Genomic DNA, 13,159 nt, shown 5'->3' on the forward strand with positions numbered 1-13,159 from the left:
ATGGCAGCAGCACAATCAGAAATCAGATACTTAACTCCTCCATCAGTAGACGTTAAGAAAAAGAAATATTGCCGTTTCAAAAAGAACGGTATCCGGTACATCGATTACAAAGATCCTGAATTCTTGAAGAAATTCCTGAATGAACAAGGAAAGATTCTTCCACGTCGTATTACTGGTACTTCATTGAAGTTCCAACGTCGTATTGCTCAGGCAGTAAAGAGAGCTCGTCACTTGGCGTTGCTTCCTTTCGTAACCGATTTGATGAAATAATTTTAAAAGGAGGAAACAGAATATGCAAGTTATTTTGAAAGAAGACGTAGTTAACTTAGGCTACAAAGACGATATCGTAACAGTTAAAGACGGTTACGGACGTAACTTTCTAATCCCCCAGGGTAAAGCTGTGATTGCATCAGATTCTGCTAAAAAAGTGTTAGCAGAAAACTTAAAACAACGTGCTCACAAGTTGGCCAAAATTAAGGCAGATGCTCAGGAATTGGCTGCTAAGTTGGAAGGTGTTTCACTTACAATTGGTGCAAAAACAAGTTCTACAGGAACAATCTTTGGTTCTGTAACAAATATTCAGGTTGCTGAAGCATTGGCAAAAGCTGGATTCGAAGTAGATCGTAAGATCATTTACATCAAAGAATCTGTAAAAGAAGTTGGTACTTACAAAGCTACTGTTAAGCTTCACAAAGAAGTTTCTGTTGAAATTTCTTTTGAGGTTGTTGCTGAATAATCAACATTCTAAAAATATAAAAGAGGTATATCATTCGATATACCTCTTTTTTTGTATCCTATTTTCCTCTATTATTTATAAATTATAGGATAGTGTCAGCCAGGTAACTCGGGAGTCGCGGTTCCGAATTTGTCTTTGCTGAAATGAGCTGGTTTGAATTCTGGTTGTTTCTTCCAGACTATCAAAAATATTATTTACACTCAGTGAAGCCTTAAGTTTCTTCTTTAATAGGTATTGAGCTATTCCGACATTAACACTATAGCGATTTTGTATTTCACCTTGAGCTGTAAGTTGATCTGAAATGTAATAACCATCAGTTTGCAACTGAGTGTTGGGTGTGAGTTGGAAAGATAACAGTGCTTTTGCCAGTATACAGGTCATCTCCTTTTTCTCATCGTATCCAATTGTGCGACCGTCAATCTGATCCCGGTAAATGTCAGACGAGGCACTCATTGACAGCCGATTGATGGGTTTCCAGTTGGTAGAAATCTCAATTCCCCAGGTATTACTATTTCCTGTATTTTGTTTTGTCCAACGAATTTCATCGTTTACTTGGTTGGCAATATCCATAATTCTGTTGCTCTTATGTCTATAATATATTGCCGGGGTAATGCTGAAGTAATTATTTGTGAATGCATAGGATGCTTCTGCTAAATGTATTACTTCAGGGGCCAAATTCGGATTACCCTGTTTAATATAGGTGATATCCGCCCTGTCAATAAAAGGATTAAGGTCTGAAGCAATTGGCCGATTTGTACGTTGTTGATAACCTAAACTAAAAATCCCATTTTCAGCTACCTGATATTCAAAGTTTGCTTTGGGATAAATCTGAACTTTATTCTTATTCATTTTTCCATTCAAATCAGGACTGTTTATTTCTTCTTTGGTATGTTCGGCTTGCATTCCTATTTCGATTGTAAAAGGGGCGATTGTCTTTTGAAGTGAGGCATATCCTAAATTGATGTAGCGGACAAAATTAAAGTCAGTCGATTTAGATAAATTAGGCATCCAATCTCCATTTGTTAGATTATCTGCTTTGGCCTTATAATCCTCATTTTGAATCCGACCCATGTATCCAATATTAAACGTGTAACCGTTTTGGAACGGATAATACACCTTCGTTGAAAAAAAGTAATTGCTCTTGTCTTGATTTACGTTCAGGTTGTCTTGTGCGATAATTTTTCCAGTAGTGAATTGTTCATTTTCATAATGATTGTTCTCGTCGTACGAAAAATTATTATAATTGAATCGAATATTCAGTTTTCCTTTATTCCAGAATGTATGTAACCATGTTGCTTCTGCGGCATAAGCATCCTGACCTTGATTATTGTAACGGTGACGAATTATTTTGTTTGTAATGTCTCCGACAGAATTTCTTCTGGTGTTATTTATTCCACCATATCTATCATATTGCATGTGCTGTAGTAGTGTGTAAACTGTAAGATAATCTTTGTCTGACAATAAATACCCTACTGTAATGTCTCCGATATGTACTTCCGGATGCGCAGAGGCGTTGTTATCCATCTCTGTAGATCCACTGCTATTGGTGGTTAGTTTATAAAATGATCGTTCCCTGTATTCTCTTCTATAATTATAATTGGTTGTAACCGACCATTTCCCAGGAGCTATTGTTGCTTTTATTCCTGCGGTGTATCGTTGATTACTTCCGCCACCCAAAGTCAGGTCAAGAGAAGACGACTTTAAATATTCAGGAGTGCTTGAATAAGAAAACACGCCACTTTCCCCATCCGGCAAAAAAGATAAATCAGGTTGAGACAATACGGTTATTTGTCTAAAAAAAGAGGCTGGCAACTGGATTATAATATCTCCACTTTGCTCTTCTAAAAATCCATAGGGAATACCTCTGATCAGTTGAGCACTTTTAGAAGATCCTCTGAAAAAAACGGAGCCTTCAATATCTGTATTGACAGAAGGGAGCTGGCTTATTATATCGGATGTAGTTCCCAAATTGCTGGAAATATTGCTCGACGTATTTAGTTGTTTGATCGTTCCACTGTTTATCGTAGTGAAATATTGTCCCTGAATATTTATATTTTGAATTGTCAATACCGTATCAGTCGTAAACTGGGACGAAAGATGGTGTATGGTAATAATAGGCAGAAGAAAAAGATAAGTTGAAAGTTTCATTAGTATTCCGTTTTTTATTAAACAAAAAAAAGGCCTGTATGTTAACATACAGACCATTTTTTAATACGCTTAGTTTCTAATTACTGAGCAGGAGCAGCTTCAACAGGAGCAGCTTCAGTTGCTACAGCAGCAGAGTCAGCAACAGCAGGAGCTTCTTCTACAGCAGGAGCTACTTCTTCAACAGCTGGTTGTTCAGCTACAGCTTCAGTAGATTCAGCAGATTTGTTACCACATGAAGAGAAAGAAACAGCTGCAACGATAGCAGCGAATGCAAATAACTTTTTCATTTTGTCTTTTAATTAAAACGGTCAATAATATCTTTGTTGTTGTAAAACGATGCAAATGTATATATTAATTTGACTATGTTATACAACATAGAGCACTTTTTTTTTGTTTTTTTTCAAATATTTTTTAATATGCTGAATATTAAGTGTTTGCATTAATGTTAAAAATTGCTGTAAAGATATCTTTTGATACTTTTCTTCGGCGTTTTTTCGAATTCGGTTGGATAAAGTTGTATGGATGCAACTTTTTCGTAAGGAGCAACCAGTTTATTAATCTCAACCAGATTCTGCTGCATGATAAGAGGTAAGTCTGTATGCATGATTCCAGTACCATCTACGGTGTCATAATCCGGATAAACAAGGGCAATCAGTTTTCCGTCTCTTTCGATGACAAGACTTTCCATAATGTAAGGCAAATTATTCAGCTTGGCTTCAATTTCTTCAGGGAAAATATTCTGACCGCTGCTGCTAAGTATCATAGTTTTGGAACGCCCTCTTATGTAGATACGCTTTTCTACATCAATTGTTCCAAGATCGCCTGTCTTTAACCAACCATCCTGGGTAAAAACGGCATTGGTTGCCTCATCATTTTTATAGTATCCTTTCATTACATTTTCTCCCCGTACCTGAATTTCCCCAACCTGATTATAGGGATCCTCCGAGTCAATACGCACATCCATTATTCCGTTTAATACTTTGCCACAAGATCCGGGTATAAATGCTTCATTGGAATCGTAACTGATAAGCGGTCCACATTCAGTCATTCCGTATCCGATTGTAAAGGGAAATTTGATTTTATAAAGGAAATCGGTTACCTCCTGATTCATTGCGGCACCTCCTACAATAACTTCTTTGAAACGTCCTCCCATTGCATCAATCAGTTTCTTTCGTATCTGAGCATATATTCTGTTATCCAATAAGGGAATATTCAGAGCCAGTTTTACTGTTCGTTTATTTAATTGGGGTAGAATCATCTTCTTATAAATCTTTTCAAGAATCAGAGGTACTGTCAGAATCAGATTAGGTTTAACCTCTTCGAAAGCAGTAAGCAGGATTTTGGGAGTAGGGGTTTTGCCTAACAAAAATACATGTGCTCCAACAGCCATAGGTACCAGAAAATTAAAGGTACAGCTGTAGGCATGAGCAAGCGGAAGGAAACAGAGTTCACGATCACCTTTAAACATTAAACCAAGTGTTTTGGCATAGGTGACATTTCCAGCCAGATTGTTTCCAGTAAGCATCACTCCCTTGCTGAATCCTGTAGTTCCCGAAGTATAATTTAGTAATACGACTTTTTCATTGTCAAGATCTGCATACTTAATGTGCTCTATAGAATATCCCTTGGGGTACTTATGTGCCATTTTTGAATCCAAGGTCTTAAGCAGCTTTTGTATACTTTCTCCGTCCCGTTGATGCAGGCAACGAAAATCAGTCAAAGAGAAAACCCCACGTATATTGGCAATCTTTTCTTCTTCCAGCGTATCCCATATACGGTCGCTTGTAAATAGAAATACAGATTCGGAATGATTTATAATGTGATGTACGTCGTTAGGATTAAAGTCTTGCAGAATCGGAACAATGATAGCACCGTAAGTAACTGCCGCCATATAGGTGATACACCAACGGGAATTGTCTTTACCAATAAGAGCTATCTTATCTCCCCTGCGAATCTGACACTCTTCAAATAAGATATGAATGCGGGCTATCTCTGTCGCAACTTCTCCAAAAGAAAATGAGATACCTTTGCTATAATCTGTAAGTGCTGGAAGGTCCCAATTGGCTTTAAAACTATCTTCGTAAATCTTTATAAAATTCTCTTTAATCATAGCACAAAATTGTGAAATTTGCGCAAAAGTATGGACAAAAGTGCAGATATACAACTAAAAAAGAGAGTAACTTGCTCCTTTTGTGTAACTTTGCATCGAAATTTACTATATAAAATGATAGATAATACAGTTTTTGAAAATAAACTTGCAGCATACTATACCTTAGGGTGTAAGCTTAATTTTGCAGAAACCTCAACTATTGGCAAAACACTTGCTGCGCAAGGCATTCGTAAAGTACGTAACGGAGAAAAAGCAGATATCTGCGTCATAAATACATGTTCGGTGACCGAATTGGCGGATAAAAAATGCCGGCAGGCGATCCGTCGTATCAGTAAACAACATCCCGGAGCCTACATGGTAGTAACGGGCTGCTATGCCCAATTAAAACCAGAAGAGGTTGCGTCAATTGAAGGGGTTGATTTGGTTCTTGGAGCCGAACAGAAGTTGGATATAGTGTCTTACCTCAATGACTTTAAAAAGAAAAATGAGGGAGGGGCTATTGTAGCATCCAAGACAAAAGATATCAAAACCTTTTCGCCGTCGTGTTCGGCAGACGACCGGACCAGACATTTCCTTAAGGTTCAGGATGGTTGTGATTATTTCTGTACCTATTGTACGATTCCATTTGCCAGGGGCAGAAGTAGAAACGGATCCATTGCATCCATTGTGAAACAGGCAGAAGAGGTAGCTTCCAAAGGGGGTAAAGAAATAGTGCTTACCGGAGTCAATATTGGAGATTTTGGCCGGACCACCGGTGAAACTTTTTTAGATCTTATAAAGGCGCTTGATGAGGTGGAAGGAATAGTACGTTATCGCATCTCGTCTATTGAGCCAAACCTTATAACAGATGAAGCGATTCACTTTGTGGCTCAATCCAAGCGATTTGCTCCCCACTTCCATATACCGTTGCAAAGTGGAAACGATGAGGTTCTTCGATTAATGAAGCGTAAATATGATACCTCATTGTTTAAGCACAAAGTCTCAAAAATTAAGGAGTTGCTGCCAAATGCCTTTATTGGCGTGGATGTAATAGTTGGTACCCGTGGAGAAACCGACGAATTATTTGAAGATGCACGAGTATTTATTGAAGGGTTGGACATTTCCCAATTACATGTGTTTAGCTATTCAGAGCGTCCAGGTACACAGGCTCTCAAAATTGATCATTCGGTAGATCCCAAAATAAAACATACTCGTAGTCAGCAACTACTTGACCTCTCCGAAAGGAAATTACATGCCTTTTATGAGGCAAATATTGGTAAGGAACAGGTTGTCTTGTTCGAAGAGGCTAAACATGGGGATGTGATGCATGGATTCACAGCGAATTATATAAAGGTTGAGGCTCCCTATCGGAAAGATTTGGTCAATGAAACGCGCCGGGTGTTGTTACACGATTTTAACGAAGATAAAACGGCTCTTACGGTAACCATAATTGAGTAAGATGATGAATAATATTCTTTATAGCTTTTTATATGCATGGGCAAAACTTCATGGAGTACTGCCCATGCGTATACTATATATATTAAGTGATTTGTTTTATATTATTATTTACAAACTTGTAGGCTATCGTTTAAAAGTTGTAAGAAAGAATATGAAAAAGTCATTTCCGGATAAATCTGCTGAAGAATTAAAGAAGCTGGAGCAGGAGTTTTACCATCACTTTTGCGATTATGTGGTAGAAACATTAAAACTGTCTCATATTTCGCTTGAAGAGGTGCAGCGGCGGGCTTATCTAAGTAATCCGGAGTTGGTCGACGATTTAATGGAGAAAGGGCATACAACGTTTATATTACTGATGGGACACTATGGTAACTGGGAATGGTTTTCAGCATCTTCCAGCCGTTTTAAAAGTGCCAGGGTATACCAGATATACAGACCGCTTACTAATTTAGCATTCGACAGGCTTTTTGTTTATCTGCGTACTCGTTTCGGATCTTTAGGTATAAAGAAGAATGATACGATTCGGGATATAATGAAATTGAAACAGGATAAAACTCCCAGTGTGGTTATTTTCCTTGCCGATCAGACACCCAGTAAAGCAAACCTCCACTATTGGACGAATTTTTTAAATCAGGACAGTTCCATTCTTACTGGTCCGGAGCGCATCGCGCGTAAATTGAATCTGCCTGTAATCTACTTAGATACTACAAAATTAAAAAGGGGTTACTATAAAGTTGATATGAAATTACTTTGTGAGTCCCCTCGTGAAACTTCAGAGTTCTGGATCACAGAACAGTATGCCCGTTTAATGGAAAAAACTATTTTACGAAATCCAGCGTACTGGTTGTGGACACATAAAAGGTGGAAACATAAAAGACCGGCTGATGTATGAAAAAAGTATCTGTTATTATTCTTAATTGGAACGGAGAGCAGTTATTGAAGCAATTTCTGCCTTCTGTTGTGAAGTATACTCCGGACGATATTGCCGATGTTGTGGTTGCAGACAATGGGTCGACTGATAAGTCCCTCGTTTTGCTTAAAACGCAATTTCCTACGGTCCACATTATAGAACTGGAAAAGAATTTTGGGTTTGCTGATGGATACAATCAAGCAATTGCTGCAGTTAAGACTCCCTATGTCGTTTTGCTGAATAGTGATGTTGAGGTTACTCCAAACTGGCTTTATCCGCTTGTTGAGGAGGTTGAACAGCATGTTGATGTGGTAGCGGTGCAACCTAAAATTCGTTCATGGAAAGAAAAAAGTTCATTTGAGTATGCCGGTGCATGCGGCGGTTACATGGATAGGTATGGTTATCCGTTTTGCAGAGGCCGCTTGTTGCATATCTTAGAAACCGACAACGGACAGTATGATACTCCAACGGATGTATTGTGGACTTCCGGGGCTTGCATGCTTGTACGTCGGGATGTATTTGTTAAAGTAGGGGGGCTGGATGCCACATTTTTTGCGCATCAGGAAGAGATTGATCTTTGCTGGCTTATGAGATGCCGGGGGTATAGGTTGCGCTGTATTCCTGCTTCAGTTGTATATCATGTGGGCGGTGGAACTTTGGAGGCTGAAAGTCCCAGAAAAACATTTTTGAATTTCAGGAATAATTTATTGATGTTATATAAGAATATCCCCGAATATGCATTAAGGCGAGTAATGTTGACCAGGAGAATATTGGATTATATTGCAGCTGCAAAGTTTTTGTTGAACGGCTATCCTTCCAATGCTAAAGCAGTATACGAAGCCCGTCGTGAGTTTTATCGAATCAAATATAGATATGAAAGCATCCGTAAGGCCAATCTGGAGCAACGGGTGGTTAAACAGATTCCTGAAATTATGAAAGGAAGTCTGCTTGTTAGTTTCTATATAAAAGGAATGAAACGATTCTCTCTTTTAAAATTTATCCGTTAATCGATCGTCCCCTAAAGAAAGAATGATTAACGGATAAAATTGAAAAAGATTTTATTCAATATGTTTTAAGGGAAAATTGAATTTTGTATAATGTAAACGCCCGCACCAGCCAGGTATCCAGCAACAGCCATTGGGGTTATTACCCGCAGATACCAAAGGAAGTTTATGCGCTCTAATCCCATTACAACTACTCCGGCAGCAGATCCGATAATCAACATACTTCCTCCCACTCCTGCGCAATAAGCCAGAAATTGCCAGAATATTCCATCTTGGGTAAAGTGATTGAGGTATTCGGGATTCGTAGAAGCCATTACCATTGCATCTGTAGCTACCGGATACATCGCGATTGCCCCTGCAACCAGCGGCACATTGTCGACTATGGCAGAAAGCGTTCCGATAATCATATTCACCGCATATACATTTCCAATATATTTATCCAAACCTTCAGAAACCATATCTAGAATTCCGGCATAACGAAGCGCATCGACTGCAAGTAATATACCGAGAAAAAACAGAAGGGTAGTTCCGTCAATCCTTTGTACTATTTTAGTAACCCTTAGTTTTAAATCTTCGTGTATGCGTTCTTTCCTGCGGTACATCATTTCAGTAAAGAACCATAATACACCCAGTCCGAATAATATGCCTACAAATGGAGGAAGATGGGTGATAGTTTTAAATACGGGCACAAAAAGCAGACAGGCTACACCAATAATCAGTATAGAGAGCCTTTCTTTTGTTTTTAGCTCTTTAATTATTTCGTTCTCTTCGGCCAAATCAATAGCGCGAACTTGAGAGAGATTTCCATGCAGGAATCTTTGAGCAATTAATATCGGTATAACAGCCGAAATTACACTTGGCAGAAAGAGATGAGGTATTGTAGAAGATGTGGAAATGTTTCCTCTCACCCATAGCATGATTGTTGTTACGTCTCCAATGGGAGACCATGCCCCTCCACTATTGGCCGCAATTACAATAATACTACCGAATACCCAACGTTCTTTGTAATTGGCGATAAGTTTACGGATTACCATAATCATCACAATGGATGTTGTAAGGTTGTCCAGCACCGACGACATGAAAAATGTGATTATAGCAATAATCCAGAGAAGTTTCCGCTTGTTTTTGGTTGTTATCCGGTTGGTTACAAATAGAAAACCTCCATGAGCATCTACTAATTCCACTGTTATCATTGCTCCGATCAAGAAGATGAGTGTTTCACAGATTTCACCTATACTTTCCAGGATTTGATGCTCAACTACAAAATGATTGCATTGTTGGATAAATGACAGTTCTGCCAATTCCGGTCTGGTTGTAAGAAAAAGTTTGAATGCATCAGCTGATACTGTAGGAATACATTCCGGAGCTGCAAAAGTATAGATTACCCAGAGAATGGTTCCTGTTAGCAAGGCCGTTCCTGCTTTATTCATTTTTAACGGGTGCTCCAGAGCAATAGCCAGATAACCTGTTAAAAAGATAAGAGTCATTGCTGTTAACATAATGATGGTTTATGATGTTTTGATGTTTGTATTTCACTCCTTGATTTGAGCCGCAAATTTAGCAATTTATATCAGTTTTAAGTAATTGTTAGCTTAAAAGATCACTAAAGGTAAATCATCCTTTTCACTCCGTCTTATTATTTATATTACCTTTGCAATCGAAACAAACTTTACTTGCAGATGATTAGCTACTTACAGATTGACGGTTTAACTAAGAGTTTTGGCGAACTGGTTCTTTTTAATTCGATTACATTTGGTATTGTTCAAGGACAAAAAATAGGTCTTATCGCCAAAAACGGTACCGGAAAGACCACACTCTTAAACATCATTGCCGGCAAAGAAGATTACGATGCCGGATCGGTTGTTTTTCGTAACGACTTAAGAGTGGGTTATCTGGAGCAATCTCCGCAATATCCGGCCGGTCTTACAGTAATGCAGGCCTGCTTTTATTCTCCTAACGAAACAGTACGGCTGATTGCCGAATACGAGGCGGCAATGGCTAGCGGAGATCATTCCAATCTGGAGGATATTCTGTTGCGCATGGATAACAATAAAGCCTGGGACTACGAACAGAAAGCCAAGCAGATTCTATCTCAGTTGAAGATTACTAATTTCGATCAGAAGGTTGAAGAACTTTCAGGAGGACAGTTAAAAAGGGTCGCTTTAGCCAATGTGCTGATAACCGATCCTGAACTTATTATTCTGGACGAACCTACCAACCACCTGGATCTGGAAATGACGGAGTGGCTTGAGGGTTATCTCAGCCGTTCTACCATCAGTCTGCTTATGGTAACGCATGATCGCTATTTTCTGGACAGGGTTTGTTCCGAAATTATAGAGATCGATCGTCAACAACTTTTTCAATATAAAGGAAATTACAGCTATTACCTGGAAAAAAGACAAGAACGTGTTGAAGCTACCAATACCGAGATTGAACGGGCTAATAACCTGTTGAGAAAAGAGTTGGACTGGATGCGCAGACAACCTCAGGCACGAGGTACCAAAGCGAAATATAGGATTGATGCCTTTTATGATCTGGAAGCTAAAGCAAAGCAACAGCGGATGGATGGAAACGTAAGCTTGGAGGTCAAGGCATCTTATATAGGTTCTAAGATTTTTGAGGCGGTGAAGGTTTCCAAAAGTTTCGGAAATTTGCAGATTGTGAAGGACTTCGATTATGTTTTTGCCCGTTACGAAAAGATGGGTATCGTGGGGAACAACGGAACAGGAAAGTCTACCTTTATTAAAATGTTGATGGGTGAGGTTGAACCCGACAGTGGAGGATTCGATGTGGGTGAAACCGTAAGGTTTGGATATTATAGCCAGGATGGGCTACAGTTTGATGAGCAAATGAAAGTGATCGATGTTGTACAGGATTTAGCGGAATTTGTACAGCTAGGAGATGGTAAAACGATGAATGTGTCACAATTTTTGACATATTTTATGTTTTCTGTAGATAAACAGCACAATTTTGTTTACAAATTGAGCGGTGGAGAAAAAAGAAGATTGTATCTTTGCACTGTTTTAATGAGAAACCCCAATTTCCTGGTTCTTGATGAGCCAACGAATGATTTGGATATCGTGACCTTAAATGTGCTGGAGGAATACCTTCGCAACTTTAAGGGCTGTGTTATTGTTGTATCTCACGACCGCTACTTTATGGATAAGGTAGTTGATCATTTGTTAGTTTTCAAGGGAAATGCTGATATTCAGGATTTTCCTGGTAATTATACTCAATACCGCGAATGGAAGGAGATTCAATCGCAAAACGCAAAAGCTGAAGAGTCGGCCAAGCAAAAATTGAATCCTCCCACTGAGAAGGTAGCCCGATCAAGTGGTGTTGAGCAAAAAAAGAAATTAAGTTTTAATGAACGAAGAGAATTCGAAGCTCTCGAGGCAGAGATTTCTTCATTGGAAACCGAAAAATCTTCGCTGGAAACAGCGCTGAGCAGCGGTTCTTTAAGTAATGACGACCTGATGGCCAAATCGCAGCGGATTGCAGAGTTGCTGGACGAGATTGATGAAAAGACAATGCGATGGCTGGAATTAAGCGAGTGGGCTTGATAAAAGAGTAAACGAAATGGATGAACGGAAGCCGGGACTTTGGACCCGGAGTTTTGTTTTTGCATGCATGGCGCACTTTTTGATGAGTTTGCCGATGAATATGCTGATGCCAATAATACCTGTCTACCTTGTTGAGGAGTTAAATATTTCGTCTTCGTGGGTAGGAGTTGTACTTGCAAGTTATACAATCGGTTTGTTGTGTGTGCGTCCGTTTTCGGGTTATGTGGTAGATGCGGTTAAACGTAAACCTCTTTACCTTGTAGCATTTACTATTACAACAGCCTTGTTTGCCGGTTATTTGGTAGCTGCAACTGTAGCATCAATAATGCTGGTTCGTTTTATTCAGGGAGGTTCTGTGGGATTATCGTCCGTGGCTGGCAACACCATTGCTATAGACGTAATATCTTCCAAACGCCGGGGCGAAGGGATCGGTTTTTACGGTCTAACGCTAAGTCTGGCTATGACATTGGCTCCACTTCTGGCGGTGCCTGTTTACAATGCATTCGGGTTTCATACCTTGATTGTAATTTGTTTACTTGCAGCCTTGTTAGGTGTGATAGCCGTATATAACATCAAGCATGTACAAAAAGAGAAGGTATCTCGTCCTCCTTTTTCTTTGGATAGATTTATCCTGATTCAGGCAATTCCTGCAGGTATCTCTCACATGCTTTGTTCCATCGGGTATGGAATGGTTGTATCTTTTGCAGTGTTGTATGGTAAAGAGATTCATGTGAGCAATCCGGGCTATTTCTTTATCTTTATGGCTACAGGTGTAGGCTCTGCCCGTATATTTTCCGGGAGGATGATTGATAGGGGTAAGCTCCATTTATTGCTGACTAGTGCTATAGTCGGAATAATAATATCACTTGTTGTTTTTGCAACCTTGCATAACGTTCTTATTTTTTTCGTTGCCGCATTTTTTATAGGCATTGGATATGGAGTAAGTATTCCGGCTTTCCAATCTCTGTTTGTAAATGTGGCACACCCTAACCGACGGGGAACAGCAACCTCTACTTACCTCACGTCATTAGATCTGGGTATGGGTATTGGAATGTTGTCAACAGGGTTTATAGCCTCAGTCAGCAGTTTATCTGCTGCTTATCTGGTTGGAGCCTTTTGTTGTTTGCTTTCCCTCTTTGTTTATCTGCTTTATGCTAAACCCTCTTATGAAAAGTACAGGATTGAGAATTAGTCGGTATAATAAACCCTTTTGCCGACACATTTTAACTCTTAATCGGAACCACTATTTTT

The 13,159-nt window shown here is 39.2% G+C and carries 11 protein-coding genes; 7 read left to right on the forward strand and 4 right to left on the reverse strand.

Features of this window, described 5'->3' with window-relative positions; genetic code table 11:
- Both rpsR and rplI read left to right on the forward strand, forming a co-directional pair.
- Nucleotides 1-270 carry a 30S ribosomal protein S18 gene (gene rpsR, locus F5613_RS14765; protein WP_068179566.1) on the forward strand — a complete coding sequence of 90 codons (270 nt, stop codon included), beginning with the start codon at nucleotides 1-3 and terminating at the stop codon, nucleotides 268-270.
- Nucleotides 271-292: 22 nt separating this feature from the next.
- Nucleotides 293-736, forward strand: coding sequence for a 50S ribosomal protein L9 (gene rplI / locus F5613_RS14770; RefSeq protein ID WP_079684492.1), 444 nt, complete (start codon nucleotides 293-295; stop codon nucleotides 734-736).
- Nucleotides 737-811: 75 nt separating this feature from the next.
- Here the strand turns inward: rplI and F5613_RS14775 are convergent, their stop codons facing one another.
- From F5613_RS14775 to F5613_RS14785, 3 genes are all read right to left on the reverse strand, one after another.
- Nucleotides 812-2,884: an outer membrane beta-barrel family protein gene (locus tag F5613_RS14775; RefSeq protein ID WP_179400335.1), complete on the reverse strand. Its 2,073-nt coding sequence runs from the start codon at nucleotides 2,882-2,884 to the stop codon at nucleotides 812-814.
- Nucleotides 2,885-2,964: 80 nt separating this feature from the next.
- Nucleotides 2,965-3,171 (reverse strand): PG1828 family lipoprotein, encoded by a 207-nt coding sequence (locus tag F5613_RS14780; protein ID WP_068179575.1) that lies wholly within the window; start codon nucleotides 3,169-3,171, stop codon nucleotides 2,965-2,967.
- A gap of 158 nt (nucleotides 3,172-3,329) precedes the next feature.
- Nucleotides 3,330-4,994 (reverse strand): AMP-binding protein, encoded by a 1,665-nt coding sequence (locus F5613_RS14785; RefSeq protein WP_179400336.1) that lies wholly within the window; start codon nucleotides 4,992-4,994, stop codon nucleotides 3,330-3,332.
- 114 nt (nucleotides 4,995-5,108) lie between these two features.
- On the opposite strand from F5613_RS14785, the gene mtaB reads away from it, so the two are divergent.
- The 3 genes from mtaB to F5613_RS14800 are packed head-to-tail and all read left to right on the forward strand — an operon-like array spanning nucleotide 5,109 to nucleotide 8,348.
- A complete protein-coding gene (gene mtaB, locus F5613_RS14790) occupies nucleotides 5,109-6,431 on the forward strand; it encodes a tRNA (N(6)-L-threonylcarbamoyladenosine(37)-C(2))-methylthiotransferase MtaB (RefSeq protein WP_179400337.1) in 1,323 nt (440 codons plus the stop codon).
- A gap of 1 nt (nucleotide 6,432) precedes the next feature.
- The gene (locus tag F5613_RS14795; RefSeq protein ID WP_079684496.1) at nucleotides 6,433-7,323 is read left to right on the forward strand and encodes a lysophospholipid acyltransferase family protein; all 891 of its coding nucleotides are present in this window, start codon (nucleotides 6,433-6,435) and stop codon (nucleotides 7,321-7,323) included.
- Complete coding sequence (locus F5613_RS14800) at nucleotides 7,320-8,348, forward strand: glycosyltransferase family 2 protein (RefSeq protein ID WP_179400338.1); 1,029 nt, start codon at nucleotides 7,320-7,322, stop codon at nucleotides 8,346-8,348. The genes F5613_RS14795 and F5613_RS14800 overlap by 4 nt, the downstream gene beginning before the upstream one ends.
- 65 nt (nucleotides 8,349-8,413) lie before the next feature.
- On the opposite strand, the gene nhaD is transcribed toward F5613_RS14800, so the two are convergent.
- A complete protein-coding gene (gene nhaD / locus F5613_RS14805; protein WP_179400339.1) occupies nucleotides 8,414-9,844 on the reverse strand; it encodes a sodium:proton antiporter NhaD in 1,431 nt (476 codons plus the stop codon).
- Between the two features lie 180 nt (nucleotides 9,845-10,024).
- On the opposite strand from nhaD, the gene F5613_RS14810 reads away from it, so the two are divergent.
- The gene (locus F5613_RS14810) at nucleotides 10,025-11,908 is read left to right on the forward strand and encodes an ABC-F family ATP-binding cassette domain-containing protein (RefSeq protein ID WP_179400340.1); all 1,884 of its coding nucleotides are present in this window, start codon (nucleotides 10,025-10,027) and stop codon (nucleotides 11,906-11,908) included.
- 16 nt (nucleotides 11,909-11,924) lie between these two features.
- Entirely contained in the window at nucleotides 11,925-13,100 is a 1,176-nt protein-coding gene (locus F5613_RS14815) for an MFS transporter (protein ID WP_079684500.1), read from the forward strand.
- Nucleotides 13,101-13,159 lie beyond the last annotated feature (59 nt).

This window comes from Macellibacteroides fermentans, from assembly GCF_013409575.1.
Classification (GTDB): Bacteria; Bacteroidota; Bacteroidia; order Bacteroidales; family Tannerellaceae; genus Macellibacteroides; species Macellibacteroides fermentans.

Coding starts and splice junctions, on each gene's coding strand:
- F5613_RS14810 (WP_179400340.1), top strand. CDS start 10,025: ATGATTAGCTACTTACAGATTGACGGTTTAACTAAGAGTTTTGGCGAA.
- nhaD (WP_179400339.1), bottom strand. CDS start 9,844: ATGTTAACAGCAATGACTCTTATCTTTTTAACAGGTTATCTGGCTATT.
- F5613_RS14815 (WP_079684500.1), top strand. CDS start 11,925: ATGGATGAACGGAAGCCGGGACTTTGGACCCGGAGTTTTGTTTTTGCA.
- F5613_RS14800 (WP_179400338.1), top strand. CDS start 7,320: ATGAAAAAAGTATCTGTTATTATTCTTAATTGGAACGGAGAGCAGTTA.
- F5613_RS14785 (WP_179400336.1), bottom strand. CDS start 4,994: ATGATTAAAGAGAATTTTATAAAGATTTACGAAGATAGTTTTAAAGCC.
- rplI (WP_079684492.1), top strand. CDS start 293: ATGCAAGTTATTTTGAAAGAAGACGTAGTTAACTTAGGCTACAAAGAC.
- F5613_RS14795 (WP_079684496.1), top strand. CDS start 6,433: ATGATGAATAATATTCTTTATAGCTTTTTATATGCATGGGCAAAACTT.
- rpsR (WP_068179566.1), top strand. CDS start 1: ATGGCAGCAGCACAATCAGAAATCAGATACTTAACTCCTCCATCAGTA.
- mtaB (WP_179400337.1), top strand. CDS start 5,109: ATGATAGATAATACAGTTTTTGAAAATAAACTTGCAGCATACTATACC.
- F5613_RS14775 (WP_179400335.1), bottom strand. CDS start 2,884: ATGAAACTTTCAACTTATCTTTTTCTTCTGCCTATTATTACCATACAC.
- F5613_RS14780 (WP_068179575.1), bottom strand. CDS start 3,171: ATGAAAAAGTTATTTGCATTCGCTGCTATCGTTGCAGCTGTTTCTTTC.